This is a genomic window from Cerasibacillus terrae (assembly GCF_008039555.1).
Taxonomy (GTDB): Bacteria; Bacillota; Bacilli; order Bacillales; family Amphibacillaceae; genus Cerasibacillus; species Cerasibacillus terrae.
Genome location: NZ_VDUW01000001.1, coordinates 579,973 through 598,894, shown reverse-complemented (window position 1 = coordinate 598,894; position 18,922 = coordinate 579,973). Strand labels below are relative to the sequence as shown.

General features: G+C 34.3%; 20 protein-coding genes. All 20 read left to right on the top strand.

The genetic code is table 11. The features are described 5' to 3' along the window. Window positions 1-14 precede the first annotated feature (14 nt). The 20 genes from dnaK (at window position 15) to recO (ending at window position 18,834) form a co-directional block, all read left to right on the top strand. Window positions 15-1,847, top strand: a complete 1,833-nt coding sequence (gene dnaK, locus FHP05_RS03105) for a molecular chaperone DnaK (RefSeq protein ID WP_147665757.1) — start codon at window positions 15-17, stop codon at window positions 1,845-1,847. Between the two features lie 162 nt (window positions 1,848-2,009). Beyond that, complete coding sequence (dnaJ, locus tag FHP05_RS03100) at window positions 2,010-3,131, top strand: molecular chaperone DnaJ (protein WP_147665756.1); 1,122 nt, start codon at window positions 2,010-2,012, stop codon at window positions 3,129-3,131. Next, on the top strand, window positions 3,128-4,090 hold the full coding sequence (prmA, locus tag FHP05_RS03095) for a 50S ribosomal protein L11 methyltransferase (protein WP_330998072.1): 963 nt from the start codon (window positions 3,128-3,130) through the stop codon (window positions 4,088-4,090). The genes dnaJ and prmA overlap by 4 nt, the downstream gene beginning before the upstream one ends. 16 nt (window positions 4,091-4,106) lie before the next feature. Beyond that, entirely contained in the window at window positions 4,107-4,865 is a 759-nt protein-coding gene (locus tag FHP05_RS03090) for a 16S rRNA (uracil(1498)-N(3))-methyltransferase (RefSeq protein ID WP_147665754.1), read from the top strand. Then, window positions 4,865-6,232: a tRNA (N(6)-L-threonylcarbamoyladenosine(37)-C(2))-methylthiotransferase MtaB gene (gene mtaB, locus FHP05_RS03085; RefSeq protein WP_147665753.1), complete on the top strand. Its 1,368-nt coding sequence runs from the start codon at window positions 4,865-4,867 to the stop codon at window positions 6,230-6,232. Before FHP05_RS03090 ends, mtaB begins: the two co-directional genes overlap by 1 nt. Window positions 6,233-6,355: 123 nt before the next feature. Continuing rightward, window positions 6,356-7,006 carry a deoxyribose-phosphate aldolase gene (gene deoC, locus FHP05_RS03080; RefSeq protein WP_147665752.1) on the top strand — a complete coding sequence of 217 codons (651 nt, stop codon included), beginning with the start codon at window positions 6,356-6,358 and terminating at the stop codon, window positions 7,004-7,006. A gap of 130 nt (window positions 7,007-7,136) precedes the next feature. Beyond that, window positions 7,137-7,316, top strand: a complete 180-nt coding sequence (rpsU, locus tag FHP05_RS03075; RefSeq protein ID WP_147665751.1) for a 30S ribosomal protein S21 — start codon at window positions 7,137-7,139, stop codon at window positions 7,314-7,316. A 15-nt stretch (window positions 7,317-7,331) separates the two neighbouring features. Then, window positions 7,332-7,778 (top strand): GatB/YqeY domain-containing protein, encoded by a 447-nt coding sequence (locus FHP05_RS03070; protein ID WP_147665750.1) that lies wholly within the window; start codon window positions 7,332-7,334, stop codon window positions 7,776-7,778. A 239-nt stretch (window positions 7,779-8,017) separates the two neighbouring features. After that, window positions 8,018-9,307, top strand: coding sequence for an NfeD family protein (locus FHP05_RS03065; protein WP_147665860.1), 1,290 nt, complete (start codon window positions 8,018-8,020; stop codon window positions 9,305-9,307). Window positions 9,308-9,395: 88 nt separating this feature from the next. Next, window positions 9,396-10,397 (top strand): flotillin-like protein FloA, encoded by a 1,002-nt coding sequence (gene floA, locus FHP05_RS03060; protein WP_147665749.1) that lies wholly within the window; start codon window positions 9,396-9,398, stop codon window positions 10,395-10,397. Between the two features lie 30 nt (window positions 10,398-10,427). Beyond that, window positions 10,428-10,985, top strand: coding sequence for a hypothetical protein (locus tag FHP05_RS03055; protein ID WP_147665748.1), 558 nt, complete (start codon window positions 10,428-10,430; stop codon window positions 10,983-10,985). Between the two features lie 105 nt (window positions 10,986-11,090). Then, window positions 11,091-11,366, top strand: coding sequence for a sporulation protein YqfC (yqfC, locus tag FHP05_RS03050; protein ID WP_330998071.1), 276 nt, complete (start codon window positions 11,091-11,093; stop codon window positions 11,364-11,366). A 33-nt stretch (window positions 11,367-11,399) separates the two neighbouring features. Then, window positions 11,400-12,632: a sporulation protein YqfD gene (yqfD, locus tag FHP05_RS03045; RefSeq protein ID WP_147665746.1), complete on the top strand. Its 1,233-nt coding sequence runs from the start codon at window positions 11,400-11,402 to the stop codon at window positions 12,630-12,632. Between the two features lie 40 nt (window positions 12,633-12,672). Further along, window positions 12,673-13,632: a PhoH family protein gene (locus tag FHP05_RS03040; protein WP_147665745.1), complete on the top strand. Its 960-nt coding sequence runs from the start codon at window positions 12,673-12,675 to the stop codon at window positions 13,630-13,632. 66 nt (window positions 13,633-13,698) lie between these two features. After that, window positions 13,699-15,819 (top strand): HD family phosphohydrolase, encoded by a 2,121-nt coding sequence (locus tag FHP05_RS03035; RefSeq protein ID WP_147665744.1) that lies wholly within the window; start codon window positions 13,699-13,701, stop codon window positions 15,817-15,819. Continuing rightward, window positions 15,819-16,283, top strand: coding sequence for an rRNA maturation RNase YbeY (gene ybeY, locus FHP05_RS03030; protein ID WP_147665743.1), 465 nt, complete (start codon window positions 15,819-15,821; stop codon window positions 16,281-16,283). Before FHP05_RS03035 ends, ybeY begins: the two co-directional genes overlap by 1 nt. Further along, window positions 16,273-16,638, top strand: coding sequence for a diacylglycerol kinase family protein (locus FHP05_RS03025; RefSeq protein WP_147665742.1), 366 nt, complete (start codon window positions 16,273-16,275; stop codon window positions 16,636-16,638). The genes ybeY and FHP05_RS03025 overlap by 11 nt, the downstream gene beginning before the upstream one ends. Before the next feature lie 282 nt (window positions 16,639-16,920). Then, on the top strand, window positions 16,921-17,823 hold the full coding sequence (era, locus tag FHP05_RS03020; protein ID WP_147665741.1) for a GTPase Era: 903 nt from the start codon (window positions 16,921-16,923) through the stop codon (window positions 17,821-17,823). Between the two features lie 101 nt (window positions 17,824-17,924). Further along, the gene (locus FHP05_RS03015) at window positions 17,925-18,059 is read left to right on the top strand and encodes a YqzL family protein (RefSeq protein WP_147665740.1); all 135 of its coding nucleotides are present in this window, start codon (window positions 17,925-17,927) and stop codon (window positions 18,057-18,059) included. 31 nt (window positions 18,060-18,090) lie between these two features. Further along, window positions 18,091-18,834 (top strand): DNA repair protein RecO, encoded by a 744-nt coding sequence (gene recO / locus FHP05_RS03010; RefSeq protein ID WP_147665739.1) that lies wholly within the window; start codon window positions 18,091-18,093, stop codon window positions 18,832-18,834. Window positions 18,835-18,922 lie beyond the last annotated feature (88 nt).

Here is an 18,922-nt window from a genome sequence, read left to right as displayed (position 1 = left end):
GGAGGAAATCAGGAATGAGTAAAATAATTGGTATTGACTTAGGAACAACAAATTCATGTGTTGCAGTAATGGAAGGTGGGGAAGCGGTTGTTATCCCTAACCCAGAGGGAAATCGAACAACACCATCTGTTGTTGCGTTCAAAGATGGAGAAAGACAAGTCGGTGAAGTAGCAAAACGTCAGGCAATCACAAACCCAAACACAGTACAATCCATTAAGCGTCATATGGGTACGGATTATAAGGAAACAATTGATGGAAAAGACTACACACCACAAGAAATCTCTGCAATTACATTACAACACCTAAAATCTTATGCAGAAGACTACATTGGTGAAAAGGTAGAAAAAGCAGTTATTACGGTACCAGCTTATTTTAATGACTCTCAACGTCAAGCTACACGTGATGCTGGAGTGATTGCTGGGTTAGAAGTTGAACGTATTATTAACGAGCCAACTGCAGCAGCACTTGCATATGGGATTGATAAAAGTGATCAAGACCATACAATCTTAGTATTTGACCTTGGTGGAGGTACGTTTGATGTATCTATTTTAGATATTGGTGATGGAACATTTGAAGTTATTGCTACTGCTGGAGATAATAAATTAGGTGGCGATGATTTTGATGAAGTAATTATTGACCATCTTGTACAAGAATTTAAAAAAGAGAATGGTATTGATTTATCCAAAGATAAAATGGCCATGCAACGTTTGAAAGATTCTGCAGAAAAAGCAAAAAGAGATTTATCAGGTGTTTCACAAACACAAATTTCACTTCCGTTTATTACAGCTGGAGAAGCAGGCCCGTTACATTTAGAAATGTCATTGACTCGTGCTAAATTTGAAGAGTTATCTGCTCATTTAGTTGACCGTACAATGGTACCAACGAAAAAGGCTTTACAAGATGCTGGACTTTCACCAAATGAAATTAATAAAGTAATTTTAGTAGGTGGATCTACACGTATCCCAGCTGTTCAAGAAGCAATCGAAAGAGAGATCGGTAAAGAACCATCAAAAGGAGTTAATCCTGATGAGGTAGTTGCGCTTGGAGCGGCTATTCAAGGTGGAGTTTTACAAGGTGATGTAAAAGACGTTCTTTTATTAGACGTTACACCATTATCTCTAGGTATTGAAACAATGGGTGGTGTTTCTACAAAATTAATTGAACGTAATACAACAATTCCGACAAGCCATTCCCAAGTTTTCTCAACTGCAGCAGATAATCAAACAGCAGTAGATATTCATGTATTACAAGGGGAACGTGAGATGGCTCAAGATAATAAAACACTTGGACGTTTCCAGTTAACAGATATTCCACCAGCACCAAGAGGTGTTCCACAAATCGAAGTTTCTTTCGATATTGATGCGAATGGTATTGTAAACGTTCGTGCAAAAGACCTTGGTACAAATAAAGAACAGTCTATCACAATTAAATCTTCATCAGGTCTATCAGATGAAGAAGTGGATAAAATGGTTAAAGAAGCAGAAGAAAATGCAGAGGAAGATAAGAAACGTCGTGAAGAAGTAGATCTTCGTAATGAAGCAGATCAGCTAATCTTCACAACAGATAAAACATTAAAAGATCTTGGTGAAAAAGTTTCTGAAGAAGATAAAAACAAAGCAGAAACCGCTAAAGATGAATTGAAAAAAGCTCTAGAAGGAACAGATTTAGAAGATATTAAAACGAAAAAATCAGCTCTAGAAGAGCAGGTTCAGCAACTTTCCGTTAAATTATATGAGCAAATGAATCAACAAAATCAAGCTCAACAAGGAAATGCCGAACAACAAGCAGACGATAATGTTGTTGATGCAGAATATAGTGAAGTGGATGATGAAGAAGACAAAAAATAAGTTCCACAAGAAAAAAGTCAAAGTCGGGAATTCCTTGACTTTGACTTTTTTACTGTAAGAAACAATTAACCATATAAATGACAAATGAAGGATTTGTCAATCGTCTATAAAGAGTGATAAGATAAAAATTATGTATACATGTTCGAGGAGAGTGATTAACAAGTGAGTAAGCGTGATTATTATGATGTGCTTGGTGTAGGTAAAGATGCATCAAAGCAAGACATAAAAAAGGCATATCGTAAACTAGCTAGAAAGTATCACCCGGATATAAGTAAGGAAGAAAATGCAACAGAGAAGTTTAAGGAAGTAAAAGAAGCATATGAAGTATTAAATGATGATCAAAAACGAGCTCAATATGATCAATTTGGCCATGAGGGTCCACAAGGTTTTGGTGGTTTCGGTGGGGCTCAAGACTTTGGTGGCTTTGGAGATATATTTGATATGTTTTTCGGCGGTGGTGGCCGAAGACGTGATCCAAATGCACCGCAGCAAGGTGCAGATCTACAATACACCATTGTATTAGAATTTGAAGAAGCTATTTTTGGAAAGGAAACAGAAATCCGAATCCCATCTGATGAAACATGTCAAAATTGTCATGGATCTGGTGCAAAACCAGGAACAAAACCAAAAACATGTTCAACTTGTCATGGGGCCGGGCAAATGAATACAGAACAAAATACACCGTTTGGAAAAATAGTCAATCGCCGTGTCTGTCATACATGTAATGGTACAGGAAAAGAAATTCCACAAAAATGCCAGACATGTAAAGGGACAGGAAAAGTGAAAAAACATAAAAAAATCCAAATTTCTATTCCAGCTGGTATTGATACAGGTCAGCAAATTAGGGTGAGTGGTAAAGGTGAAGCGGGAGTTAATGGTGGTCCACCCGGAGATTTATTTGTTGTTGTTCAAGTAAAAGAACACGAATTCTTTGAACGTGATGGGGACAATATCTATTGTGAAATGCCTCTAACCTTCACACAAGCAGCACTAGGGGATGAAATTGAGGTTCCTACTGTCTATGGAAAAGTAAAATTAAAAATTCCAGCTGGTACACAAACAGGAAAAATCTTCCGTTTGAAAGGCAAAGGAGCGCCAAATGTCCGTGGATATGGAGAAGGAGATCAGCATGTTAGATTTAAAGTGGTGACACCTACAAAATTAACAGATCGTCAAAAAGAATTGTTGCGAGAATTCAATGAACTAGGTGGCCATGGAACAACAGAAGAAAATGATGATGATTCCATTTTTAAGAGATTTAAGAAGGCATTTAAAGGAGAATAGAAAGGGCGCTGATTGCCATTAAATGGACTGAGGTTTGTATTCATACAACAAATGAAGCAATAGAACCTATTTCAAATATATTCAACGAATTCGGAGCCAGTGGTGTAGTCATTGAAAATCCTCTTGATTTACAAATTGAGAAGAAATCACAATTTGGGGAAATATACGCATTAGATGCCTCGAACTATCCCGAAGATGGTGTCTATATAAAGGCATACTTTTCTATTGTTGAAGGAAGAAATGGTAAGACTGCGTTAGATCAAATGAAGCAACGTATTGATGAACTTCCATCATTCAACATCGATATTGGGCCATCAAAAATTTATTTACAGGAAGTGGCTGAAGAAGATTGGGCAACATCTTGGAAACAATTCTATAAGGTAGAAAAAGTATCAGAAACAATCACAATAGTACCCTCCTGGGAAGATTACCAACCTAAATTAAAAGGTGAAAAAGTAATCAAGCTTGATCCGGGAATGGCATTTGGTACAGGTACACATCCTACGACAAAACTAAGTATTCAAACCTTAGAAAATTACTTGAATCCTGAAGATGTTGTCCTAGATGTTGGAAGTGGTTCTGGCGTGTTGAGCATTGCTTCTATATTATTGGGAGCAAAGGAAGTGCATGCATATGATCTTGACATTGTAGCAGTGAAAAGTTCTTTATCTAATGTAAAATTAAATCAATTGGAAAATAAAATTCATGTACAACAAAATGATTTATTAAGAGGAATTAATAGAAAAGTAGATGTTATTGTTTCAAATATATTAGCAGAAATTATTATTCAATTTGTTGCAGATGCTTGGAATAATTTAAAAGATGACGGTCTTTTTATTACATCTGGTATTATTCAAGAAAAAAAACAACTTGTCCTTGATAAATTACAAGAACAAGGGTTTCGTATAGAGTCCATCCGGGAAATGGATGACTGGGTTTCGATTGTAGCTAAAAAATGATTAGAAGGTGACAAACTTGCAAAGATATTTTATCCCAGAACAAGACTGGAACGAAGACAATGTAATAGTGAAAGGTCAAGATGCACACCATCTTACACGTGTGATGCGTAAGAATATTGGTGATCATATCATTTGTAATCATACGAAAGGCAAGGCGGCCATCTGTGAAATAGATAAAATCGAAAAAGAAGTCGTTCAACTACATGTTGTTGAGTGGTTAGAGGAAAATGTAGAATTACCAATTTCTGTTACCATTGCACAAGGATTACCAAAAGGGGATAAGCTAGAGCTTGTTTTACAAAAAGGAACAGAGCTTGGTGCATCTGCATTTATACCTTTTCAAAGTAAACGTTCTGTTGTGAATTGGGATAAAAGGAAAAGTGAAAAGAAAATACAACGATTTAAAAAAATAGTGAAAGAAGCAAGTGAACAATGTCATCGCAATCAAATACCCGATGTTTTTCATCCCATGTCGATGAAACAGCTTATTGAAGAAAGTAAATCTGCCGATGTAAAAATATATGCATATGAGGAAGAAGCAAGACTTGAAAAATTTCAATCCTTTAGTACAATAGTTAAGAAACTAAAAAAAGGACAAAATATGTTAGTCGTGATAGGTCCAGAGGGAGGATTTGCTAGAGAAGAAGCAGAGTTGTTCAATAAAAATGGTTTTATTCCCGTTCGTTTAGGTCCAAGAATATTACGGACAGAAACGGCAGCTTTGTATGCTTTAGCAAGTGTTTCCTATCAATTTGAGGAATTGGGGTGTCTTTAATGCCAACAGTGGCTTTTCATACACTAGGATGTAAGGTGAATCATTACGAAACAGAAGGTATTTGGCAAATGTTCATGCAAAATGGTTATGAGCGAGTCGAGTTTGATTCCATGGCAGATATTTATGTTATAAACACATGTACTGTAACAAATACAGGTGACAAAAAGAGTAGACAAGTCATTCGCCGTGCTGTTCGTAAAAACCCAGAATCGGTAATATGTGTAACAGGTTGTTATGCACAGACTTCACCAGGAGAAATTCTTGAAATTCCTGGAGTAGATGTCGTTGTAGGAACACAAGACCGAAAAAATATGATTTCCTATATTGAAGAACATCGAAAAACTAGATTACCAATTAATGCTGTTTCAAATATTATGAAAAACCGTGTATTCGAAGAAATGGATGTCCCAGAATTTACTGACCGGACACGTGCATCTTTAAAAATACAAGAGGGTTGTAATAACTTCTGTACGTTTTGTATTATCCCGTGGTCACGTGGTCTATTACGCTCTAGAAAACCAGAGAGCGTTATTAACCAGGCTCAGAATCTGGTTGATGCAGGTTATAAAGAAATTGTTTTAACAGGAATCCATACAGCAGGTTATGGAGAAGATATGCCAGATTATAACTTTGCAAAGCTTCTTCGGGATTTAGAACAAAATGTGGAAGGTTTGAAGCGAATTCGCATATCATCTATTGAAGCAAGTCAAATAACGGATGAAGTCATCCAAGTTCTTGACGAATCAAAGAAAATCGTCCGTCATTTACACATTCCACTTCAGTCTGGTTCAGATGGAGTACTCAAAAGAATGCGTAGAAAATACTCTACAGAATTCTACTATCAAAAAATTAAAAAAATCAGTAAAGCTTTACCAGACCTTGCTATTACATCTGATGTGATTGTTGGTTTTCCTGGTGAAACAGAGAAAGAATTTATGGAAACATATGAGTTTGTTAAAAAAATAGGTTATTCAGAATTACATGTGTTTCCTTATTCAAGAAGAACAGGAACACCTGCTGCAAGAATGGATGATCAAATCGATAAAGCAGTTAAAGAAGAACGAGTCCATCGTTTAATAGAATTATCTAATGAGCTTGCAAAACAATATGCTTCCCATTATGAAAATGAAGTATTAGAAGTTATTCCAGAAGAAAAAGTGCATGATGAAGAACATCCTGACTTACTTCTAGGCTATACAGATAATTATATGAAAGTCCAATTTAAAGGTACACCAGATTTAATTGGGCAAATTGTTCGTGTGAAAATAACAAAACCTGGATATCCAATCAATGAAGGTGTATTTGTAAAAGTGATGGAAGATGCAACACATGCGAATATAAAAATAAAAGCTACTGCAAACGAGTAATTTTGTTCATATGCTTTTTAGATGTCTTTTTTTTAAAGACATCTTTTTTAAATAAATATTTTATTGTTCGATAAGGGTCATGTTATAATCATATTGAAAAATATTACAAAAGGCGGATGAAAAATGTCACATATTTCAACATATATTGATCACACATTACTTAAGCCAAATGCAACAAAAGCCCAAATAGCTAAACTAGTAGAAGAGGCAAAAGAATATAATTTTAAATCGGTTTGTATCAATCCTTACTGGGTTTCTTTTTGCCATGAGCAATTAAAAGAGACAGAAGTAGATGTTTGCACAGTAATTGGATTTCCATTAGGTGCTACATCAACAGCTACAAAAGTATTTGAAACAAAGCAAGCGATAAATGACGGAGCAAATGAAGTTGATATGGTGATTAATGTCGGTGCATTAAAATCGAAAGAGGACTCAGTTGTTAGAAAAGATATTGAGGAAGTTGTTCAGGCTGCAAAAGGATATGCTCTAGTAAAAGTAATTATTGAGACATCTTTATTGGAAGAAGAAGAGAAAATCCGTGCTTGTGAACTAGCGAAGGAAGCTGGTGCAGATTTTGTAAAAACATCTACAGGATTTTCTGGTGGTGGTGCTACAGTGGAAGATGTTAAATTAATGCGTCAAACTGTAGGAGAAAAAATGGGTGTAAAAGCATCTGGTGGTGTTCGTGATAGAAAATCGGCTGTAACAATGATTGAAGCAGGTGCTACTAGAATCGGAGCAAGTTCAGGGATCACGATTGTAGAAGGAAAATAATTATTCAGTAAAGATAACAAGATAAGTTGTTGACCTTATGCAAACCATATATTATAATGACAAAAGGCATGTTGTTTAGTTTACAGTGCCATAAGAATTTGTTTTATGCTTCGGAGGGAGGGATATTAGCATGTCAAACACAACTCGTATTCGTAAAAATGAGTCTCTTGAAGATGCTCTTCGTCGCTTTAAACGCAATGTATCTAAAAGTGGTACATTATCAGAATATCGTAAGCGTGAATATTATGAAAAACCAAGCGTACGACGCAAAAAGAAATCTGAAGCTGCTCGTAAAAAGCGTAAATACTAGAGAAGGTGCAATAATATGTCAATACTTGCTAAATTGAATGATGATATGAAGCAAGCGATGAAAGCGAAAGATAAAGAAAGACTTAGTGTTATTAGAATGGTGAAATCTTCACTACAAAATGAAATGATTAAACTTGGAAATAACGAATTGTCAGCAGACGAAGAACTAACAATTTTATCAAGAGAGTCTAAGCAAAGAAAAGATTCCCTCCAAGAATTTAAAACTGCGAAGCGTGAAGATCTTGTTAAAAAAATTGAAACAGAACTCAATATTTTACAAGAATATATGCCAAAACAATTAACAGAAGCTGAGTTAGAGCTTTTAGTCGAACAAACAATTCAAGAAGTACATGCATCTTCGAAAAAAGATATGGGTAAAGTAATGGCCGCCCTGATTCCTAAAACAAAAGGGAAGGCAGATGGCGCATTAGTTAGCAAAATAGTACAACAAAAATTAACATGACCCAAATAAAAGATTCCTTACAACATGTGTAAGGAATCTTTTTTAGCATTTGGTTTTCATCCTTTTTCATTTCTTGTCTACATCACTCTACCATTTTATTGTGATTTCATGTATGATTTAAATAACTCTTTATAAAAGAATGAAACATTTCCTATCATTCAATCGTATATAATAGTAGGAGCTTGGGAGGTGATGCCTTGAATAAAAAAAATTCTGTATACATATGGATTGTTTTTGCAATGTTCGCATTATTATTAACGCCCCAACAGTTTGCATTAGCAAATAAAAGTAACGGGGGTGGTAAACTCGTTTATGTTGTTCCGGTTGAAAAGGAAGTTGAACGAGGTTTAGAGTCATTTATGGAACGTGTTTCAAAAGAGGCAGTTGAAGAAGGAGCACATCATATTATTTTTGAAATTGATACACCAGGTGGGCGTGTCGATGCAGCTGGACATATTGCGACATTATTACAAGATTTGGAAATAGAAACAACATCATTTATTATTAATGATGCACTATCTGCTGGATCTTATATTGCTTTAAATACAGATAATATTTATATGAAACCACATGCGACGATGGGAGCAAGTGGTGTTATTACAGGAGATGGAAATGCTGCAGATAAAAAAGCACAATCAGCTTGGATTGCAAAAATGGGAGAAGCAGCAGAATCAAAAGGAAGAGATCCATTATATGCAATTGCAATGGCCGACAAAGAAATTGATCTTCCTGAATATAGTGCGAAAAAGGGTGATTTTTTAACATTAGGAGCTAAGAATGCACTAGAAGTGAATTATGCAGAAGGAATTGTCCAAAATAGGACAGAATTATTACATGAGCTTGGATTATCAAATGCAACGATTGTTGAAACAGAACCGACATTGGCAGAAGAAGTTGCAAGGTTTTTAACAAATCCTGTTGTCGTACCTATTTTATTATCCATTGCAAGCCTTGGCCTTGTGGTTGAATTATATTCTCCTGGTTTTGGAGTACCTGGTACAATGGGATTAATTGCACTTGTTCTATTCTTTTATGGGCATGTTGTTGCAGGTTTAGCAGGCTTGGAAGCAGTCATATTATTAATCACAGGAATTGCTTTAATTATTGCTGAATTTTTTGTTGCTGGAGGAATTGTTGGTTTACTTGGAGTAGGTGCAGTTATTGGATCGTTATTTTTGTCTGGTGCAAGTGTAACACACATGGCATTTAGTATCGGAATTGCCTTTCTTGTTGCCATTATAGCTTCCATTATTCTATTTAAAAGTATTGGAATGGAAAAAGGACTTTTTCGGCATATTATCTTAAAAGATAGTACAAAAACAGAATTAGGCTATGTTGCACATACCAATCGATTGGAATTGATTGGTTTAGAAGGGAAGACATTAACCGCTTTACGCCCATCTGGAGTAGCAGTGTTTCAAGACGAACATTTGGATGTTATATCAGAAGGGACATTTATAGATAAAGATAAACCAGTGAAAATCGTAAAAATTGAAGGCATTCGTGTTGTTGTTAGAGAAAAAGGATGAGGGTTATTCAGAGTCGCCTGTTATTATGCTAAAATTAGGTAAGACTTTAGGATATATAATAAAAATGATTATTTAGGAGGAAGATAATATGGATATTCAAGGTTTATTACCTATTATCATTGTCGCAGTTATTTTAATTGCGGTTGCTATTTTATTTACATTTATTCCAGTTATGCTGTGGATTAGTGCATTAGCTGCTGGTGTTAAGGTTGGAATATTTACACTTGTTGGTATGCGATTACGTCGAGTAATTCCAAATCGTGTGATCAATCCATTGATCAAAGCGCATAAGGCAGGTCTTACCGTTACAACAAATCAGTTAGAGAGTCATTATTTAGCAGGTGGTCATGTAGACAGGGTCGTTAATGCATTAATTGCTGCACATCGTGCGAATATGGAATTAACTTTTGAACGTGCAGCAGCAATTGACCTAGCTGGTCGAAATGTGTTAGAAGCTGTACAGATGAGTGTTAATCCTAAGGTAATTGAAACACCTTTTATTGCAGGGATTGCGATGGATGGAATAGAGGTAAAAGCATTAGCTCGTATTACGGTTCGTGCAAATATTGATCGTTTAGTTGGTGGTGCTGGTGAAGAAACGGTTATTGCTCGTGTCGGTGAAGGTGTTGTAAGTACCATTGGTAGTTCTGATTCACATAAGCAAGTATTAGAAAACCCTGATACAATCTCACATACTGTATTAGCAAAAGGGTTGGATGCTGGAACTGCATTTGAAATTTTGTCCATTGATATTGCAGATGTAGATATAGGTAAAAACATTGGTGCGATTTTACAAACAGACCAAGCAGAAGCAGATAAAAATATTGCACAAGCAAAAGCAGAAGAACGTCGTGCGATGGCTGTTGCTCGTGAACAAGAAATGGTTGCTCGTGTTCAAGAGATGCGTGCACATGTTGTTGAAGCGGAAGCTGATGTTCCTAAAGCACTTGCGGAAGCGTTACGTTCTGGGAAAATGGGTGTTATGGATTATATGAATTACCAAAACATTGATGCAGATACAGATATGCGTGGTGCAATTGGAAAACTTTCCAAAGAGTCAGATGAATCAAATGAAAAAAAAGATAAATAATCAGGCATTTAATTAGGGAGGAGAGGTATAATGGGAGAATTCATAGAAGCATTAATTAGTAATCCATTCCTTGTTATCCTGATTATCGGCGGGGTCTTGAAGTTTTTATTTGGTGATTCAGAACAAGGCGAAAAGCAAAAAAATCCGACCACTGTAAGACCAAAAAAACATCCACTTGGAAAACTGGATCCTAAGCCTGAAGCTAAGCCAAAACCAAAAACTGTTCCTGTTTTTGCTGAACAACAGGAAAATGAAGCTCCATTAAACAATGAAATAGATTTGGAGCAGTTGGATGATTTATCTATTGAAGAACAACAGCAACTTCAATTAGAACAGTATGCTAAGAAAATGAATACAGATGTAGATATTTCATATGATAAATTGGAAGATTTAGAGATAGGAAATATCGAACAATTATTTAAGGAAAGAAAACAACAGGCAAACCAACAAAAAGAGTTTAAGAAACAAATGAAAGGACAATTAACAAAAAAAGGTCTAGTAGAAGGGATTATTATGTCAGAGGTCTTAGGGCCACCAAGAGCATTTAAACGATATAAACCAATCCCGGAAAGACGGAAACAATTATAGAAAAAAGGATCATTTACCTTATAAAGTAAATGATCCTTTTTTGTTCTTATTTTACCTTTAGATACATAAATATAAATGATGAGAGGGGGAGACCATTTGAAGAAAGTGCAACAGCGTTTCCGGCGATTACTTGTAGATTATTTTTCACTACCTTCTGATACAGTATTAGAGTTGCCACGTATAACTATGCTTGGTGATGTTCATGTATATGTTGAAAACCATAAGGGAATTGCAGTGTTTACAGATAAACAACTACGATTAAAAATTACAAATGGATTTGTCCAAATCAATGGCTCTTCTTTTAAGCTGAAAATGATGTTACCTGAGGAAGTTTTGTTAGAAGGGAATATTTCAGATATAAAATTTATTCCTCATGAATAATATTAAAGATATTTGAAAGGTTGAGGGGAAGAGATGAAACAATTACAAATGTTATATTTTACAGGCTATTTAACTATATTAGTGTCGGGGAAAATGCCTGAACGTTTTTTTCAAAAATGTACGATGCAAGGTATCCCAATATGGAATGTTGTTAAAAAAGGGGAAGAGACTTGTTTAGGTACGATAAAAAAGCAACATTTATCATATATAAAAGAACTGCAAGCGCAAACAAATTACACAATTGAAATTGTTCAACAAAGAGGATTACCATTCTTATGGAAGCGTTTATTACAACGAAAACCATTATTTATTGCAATGATTATAACTGTTATGTTTATTTTTATATTATCCAATATTATTTGGAAAGTAGAAATGAATGGATTTCCGAAAGACTTAGAAGAGAAAATTACGAAGGCGTTAAAAAATCAGGGTGTTCATCCTGGGGCATGGATGTTTCGTATCGATACCCCCAGTTCTATTCAACAAAAGTTGTTAAATGATGTACCTGAACTTTTATGGGTTGGCGTTGAAAGAAAAGGGACAAGCTTTCATTTGGAAGGGGTAGAAAAATTAATCGTTAAGGAAGAAGATTCTTTAGAGCCACAAGATTTAATTGCGGAAAAAACTGGTGTTATTGAAAAGATGTTCATATCAAAAGGTGTTCCCAAAGTTGCAATTCATGATTATGTTACGAAAGGTAAACTCCTAGTTTCTGGAAATTTATCTGATTCAAATGAGAATGAAAATGAAAAGGATGACAAGGATAAAAAGGATATCCTAGTTCCCGCACAAGGTGAAATAATCGCTAAAACATGGTATAAGGTAAATGTAACTATTCCGTTAAAGGGTAATTATGAACAATTGACGGGAAAACAGAAACAGAAGTATTATTTAGAATGGTCTAAATTAAACCTGCCCATTTGGAATCTAAAATCCCCCAAATATGAAGAAATGGATGTAGAAAAGGTGGAACATCCTGTATACTTTTTAAAATGGAAGCTACCATTTTCTATCACAGAACACATCTATAGCGAGAAGAAAAAACATACTTTAAATCGTAATAAAGAAGAGGCAATACAAATCGGAAAAGAACAAGCTGAAAAAGAATTACAAATTCAATTAGGACCTAAAGCAAAAATATTATCAGAAAAAATTTTGCATGAAATTATGGAGCATGATAAAGTTATATTAACCTTATACATATCCGTCGAAGAAGATATTGCACAAGCTCGATCTATCACACAAAAGTCTAAGGAAAAAGAGTAATGTATACTTAAACTAAATGATTGTACTAAGGAGATTGATTATGTCGGAAAACCTTCATACTATAGAAATCACATTAACCAATTCGGATGAAGCATTGGGATTATTTGGCAACCATGATAAATATTTAAAACGCCTAGAATCCCTTCTAGATATTTCCATTGTTTCAAGGGGTGAGCAAGTAAGAGTTTCGGGGAATGAACAGCAAATACAACTTGTACAACAAATTATACAAGCTTTATTAGTGATTATTCGGAAGGGAATTTCAATAACAGAAAGAGATATTGTATATGCGGTTGATCTAGCAAAAAAAGGGAAAATTAATCAATTTGAAACATTGTTTGAGGATGAAATAACGAAAAATGCCAAAGGGAAATCTGTCCGTGTTAAAACATTAGGACAAAAAGAATATATACAAGCAATGCATGCAAAGGACCTTGTATTTGGCATTGGTCCTGCCGGTACTGGAAAAACGTATTTGGCGGTTGTCATGGCGGTTCTAGCTTTGAAACAAGGTAAAGTGAAGCGAATTATTCTAACAAGACCCGCAGTGGAAGCGGGAGAAAGCCTTGGTTTTTTACCCGGAGATTTACAGGAGAAAGTAGATCCTTATTTACGACCATTATATGATGCTTTACATGATGTTTTAGGACTAGAACAGACGATGCGCTTAATTGAACGGGGGATTATTGAAATTGCCCCCCTTGCATATATGCGGGGAAGGACACTTGATGATGCCTTTGCTATTTTAGATGAGGCTCAAAATACAACACCAGAACAAATGAAAATGTTTTTAACTAGACTTGGTTTTGGATCAAAAATGGTCATAACAGGTGATCTTACCCAAATTGATTTACCAAAAGGAGTCCGTTCAGGTCTTCGTGTTGCTAATGAGGTTCTTGCAGGTATTAAAGCTATTTCTTTTATCCACCTAACAGAGGCAGATGTGGTAAGACATCCATTAGTACAAGAGATTATTACGGCATACGACACGCACCAATGATATGTAATAGAACATCCTTTTTTAAATCTAGTTCCTCTTAAATACAAAGAAATGAGGTGATTTGTTTTGCAGAATTTCTTTCAAAAAATAGTACAATCCATAAAAAAAACAAAATGGATTCCAATTGTGATTTCTGGTTTTGTTTTAGGTATATTTTTACTGTTTATTACTTTAAACAATGTTTATACCAAAACATACGATATTAAACGTTTTAATACGGCAAAAGAAACGATTCGTTCCCCAATTACAATTGAAAATGAACAAGAAACAGAGCGAAAAACACGAGAAGCTGTGCAATCTGTAAAAGACCGCTTTGATATTTCAAAGGAAATTACAAATCAACGGATCCAATTTATTGAGGAAATATTCGAAGCAATCAATACAATTGAGAAGACAGAAGCGAAAAAGAAGAATGATGAGGCATCTTTAACTCATCAGGAAAAATTACAACAATTGAAGCAAATTCTTTCTCCTGAAATTACGGAGCAAATAAATGATAGTGTGTTTGCATATTTATTAGAGCTAGATGAAAAAGAAAGAAATAAAGGAAAAAAGGAACTGACTGAATCAGTAAAACAAATTCTATCAAATGGCGTACGTATGGAAAATATAGAACGGGCAACATCTGAAGCAATATCAAGTATAAAATATACCGATTTGGAAGAAGACTTCAAAAAACACCTTCAAAAGTTAGCTGAATTTTCAATAGTAGAAAATTCATTTTTTGATTATGATAAAACAATGGAAGCTCAGAAGAGTGCTGCAAGCAATGTAGATCCAGTGGTGATTCGAGCAGGGGAAATCATTGTTCGTGAAGGACAAACGATTACAAATGAAATTTATGAAGAATTAAAACTTGTTGGATTACTAAATAAAGAGCGAAACTTTTATCCAGTAATTAGTCTGTTAATCTTTATTGCAATGATTTTATCTATTATCACTTATGAATTGTTTGTATTAGATAAAAAGCAAGGAATAGACAGAGGGATTATCTTATCTGTTTTATTTATCTCGATATTAGTCATTTCCTTAATGAAAGTGATTAGTTTATATACGACAACAACAAATCAGCTTTTTTATACGGTACCTGTTGCGACAGGTGTGTTATTAGTTAAGTTGTTAATCAATGAACGATTGGCTATTGTACTAGCATCTTTATATGCAATATTAGGAACTATTATTTTTAATGGAGAAATTCCAGGTTCTTTAAACATGGAAGCAGGAATATACTTTTTCTTTTCACAAATGGCTGCGATTATTTTTCTTGTAAATGTGAAAGATCGATTAACCATTATGAAATCTGGTATAGGGATGTCTATAGTTAATATTGTTACTGTACTATTATTTCTATTCCTATCCTTTGAAAAATATTCCATAAAAGATTTGTTTTTACAATCTGGCTTTGGTGTCTTATCTGCTTTCCTTTCTGCAGTACTAGCAATTGGATTATTACCATTTTTTGAAACTAGCTTAGGAATTTTATCAGATATTAAGCTATTACAGCTTTCAAGCCCAAACCATCCATTATTAAAGAAATTATTAACAGAAGCACCTGGTACGTATCATCATTCCGTCATGGTTGCCAATTTAAGTGAAACAGCCTGTGAAGCAATTGGTGTAAATGGATTACTTGCACGTGTTGGGGCATATTATCATGATATCGGAAAAACAGTCCGTCCACATTATTTTATTGAAAATCAGTTAGCAATCCGAAATCCACATGATTTTATAGAACCAAGGCAAAGTGCACAGATCATTATGGCCCATCCATATGATGGGGTAGAAATGCTTAAAAAGCATAAAATGCCAAAGGAAATAATAGCAATTGCACAGCAACATCATGGAACAACATTATTGAAGTATTTTTATTACAAGGAAAAAGAAACAGATGAGCATGTAACCGAATCGGAATTTCGCTATCCAGGACCAAAACCACAAACAAAAGAAACGGCCATTGTTTCTATTTGTGATTCTGTGGAAGCAGCAACCCGTTCTTTAAAGGAACCAACAAAGGAAAAAATCGAGGAAGTTGTATCATCCATTATCAAAGATCGATTAACAGATGGTCAATTTGATGAATGCGCCCTTACATTTATGGAACTAAAAATAGCCCAACAAACAATTTGTGACACATTGAAAGGGATTTTCCACTCACGAATTCAATATCCAGAAAAGGAGGAAGTGTAATGCGAATTGACTGTAATGACTTAACAGAGACATTAGAGGACTCACACCTTCAGTTAGTAAAGGATCTATTACTATTTACAGCAACGAAAGAGAAAATTCCTGACAAAGCAGAGGTGTCTCTAAGTTTTGTAACCAATAAAGAAATACAAAAAATAAATGCCACATACCGTGGAATAGACCAACCAACAGATGTTATTTCCTTTGCTTTGGAAGAAGAGGCGGAGGGGGAGTTGTCTGTAAATGATGCGGATCTTCCATTAATATTAGGCGACATTATTATCTCAATTGAAAAGGCAGAAGAACAAAGAGAAGCATATGGTCATACGTTTGAAAGAGAACTTGGGTTTCTTGCAGTACATGGACTTTTACATTTATTGGGATATGATCATATGAATGAGGATGATGAAAAGATTATGTTTGGAAAACAAGAGGAAATCTTAGGAGCATTTGATCTTGAAAGATAAACGACTTCCGATTGGATTTCGTTATGCAATAGCTGGGATTATCTATGCTATAAAAAACGAGCGAAACTTTCGCATTCATCTGTTAGCAACTGTTGTGGTAATCATGTTTAGTTTGATTTGTCACTTAGAATTATTTGAATGGATTGCCATCATTTTTGTTATTGGGTTTGTTCTTGTATCTGAACTGTTTAATACGGCAGTAGAGCTTATTATTGATTATATAAAACCGGAAATTCACCCAGTAGCGAAAGCTATCAAAGACCTTGCAGCCGGAGCAGTATTAATCACTTCTATTGTTGCTGTTATAATTGGTTTAATTATTTTTTTGCCCTATATTTTACAACTGTTTTTATAAAAGGAGATTTCTACATTGAAGTCTCTTTTTTATTGTTAAAGATGATGGTAAAATTTCACTTATGAATAATGAATGTATTTACAATAGCAAAAAAGTATACAAAAATGATACCTAGTTTTTTCTGATAATTTGTCTGATTTTACAATGTTATTATAATCTTTGTCGAAAGCATGAAAAACATTTTATTTTATAGTATGATATGAACTAACATGAAGATGAATGAAATACAAAAAATAACATTTTCGTTTTCTTAGACAATCTTGTAAAACTTTGGAGGGTAACATGAAAAACGAATATAAATCAGGATTTATTTCTATTATTGGCAGACCAAATGTAGGAAAATCTACATTCTTAAATTATGTTATTGGACAGAAAATTGCTATTATGAGTGATAAACCACAAACAACAAGAAATAAAATACAAGGTGTTCTTACGAGGGAAGATGCACAATTTGTTTTTATTGATACACCTGGAATCCATAAGCCCAAACATCGATTAGGTGACTTTATGGTGAAACTATCTGAAAATACATTAAACGAAGTGGATGTCATCCTTTTTATGATTAATGTAGAAGAGGGTTATGGTAAAGGGGATCAATATATATTAGATTTATTACAATCGGTTAAAAAACCAATTTTCCTATTATTGAATAAAGTTGATTTAATTCATCAAGACGATATATTACCACTGATTGATTTCTACAGACAAAAATGCGACTTTGCTGAAATTGTCCCAATCTCAGCATTAAAAGGGGATAATGTTTCAGAATTACTTAACTTAATTGGTAATTATTTACCAAAAGGGCCGCAATATTATCCAGCTGACCAAGTCACAGATCATCCAGAAAGATTCATTATAAGTGAATTTATCCGAGAAAAAGCATTGCAACTGACAAAGGAAGAGGTTCCTCATTCTATCGCTGTTGTGATTGATTCAATTGAAAAAAGAAAGTCAAATGCTATTTATATTCAAGCATCCATTATTACAGAAAGAGCATCACAAAAAGGGATTATTATTGGGAAACAAGGAAAAATGTTGAAGGAAATTGGTATGAAAGCAAGAAAAGATATTGAAGCATTGTTAGGGACAAAAGTCTTTTTAGATTTATGGGTTAAGGTGAAAAAAGATTGGCGAAATAAACCGAGCCGTTTGCAAGAATTTGGATTTAATGAAAATGAATACTAATCTTGGTAAATTTTATTAAACATGGTTTCTTTAGCTCAGGTTATTCTAATAGTGAAGTGATATAAAAGTTATTATTCAAGTATAAGGAAGGGGATTTTCTTATGATTGACATAACTTGGAATTTATTTAGTAAGACAGGAGATATTGAAACATATTTACTTTTGAAGCAAATAGAAGAAGATTCATTGCAAAGAGATGATGTGGAGACATATACAGAGATAGAAAAAAATGAATAGCGTATTTTAGATGATGAGAAGGTGAAAATGTGTGCTCGAAAAAATGGAAGGAATCATTTTAAAGACACAAGATTTTAAAGAGACACATAAAATTGTTACGATTTTTAGTAAAAGAATTGGTAAATTTTCTGCGATTGCACGTGGTGCTAAAAAACCAAAGAGTAGAATGGCTGCTGTTACGCAGCCATTCATTTATGGTGACTTCTTGGTTTACTTAGGTACAGGTTTAGGAACTGTGCAACAGGGAGAAATTCAATATTCTTTTCGAGCCATACGAGAAGATATATTCAAAACGGCATATACAGCCTATATTACAGAATTGACAGATAAAATATTAGACGAAAAAAAACCAAATAATGTGCTGTTCAATGAGTTATATCAAACCATGCAATGGATTGCAGAGCATGAAGATGTAGATATTCCAATCATGATGTATGAATTAAAACTCTTTGAATTGGGTGGTTTTGGTCCTGTATTAGATGGGTGTGCGAATTGTTCGAGTAATCAGTTTCCGTTCTTTTTTTCTATTCAGGAAGGTGGATTACTCTGTACGAACTGTATGGGCTTAGACCAAAATGCGATTTCTTTACCAAATAAACTAGCAAAACTATTGCATCTATTTATTAACATACGTTTGGAACGTGTAGGAAATATATCTGTAAAAAAGGAAAATAAGCTTTTGCTTAGGAATATATTAGATGCATATTATGATACTTATGGTGGTTACTATTTAAAGTCAAAACGTTTTTTACAACAAATGAAACGTTTAAACTAAGGCTTTTTATTGACATAGTGACTTTTTAAAGATATGATTTTACATATATGTAAATAAGCTTGCTGTGAAGGAGAAAAGTACTTATCGA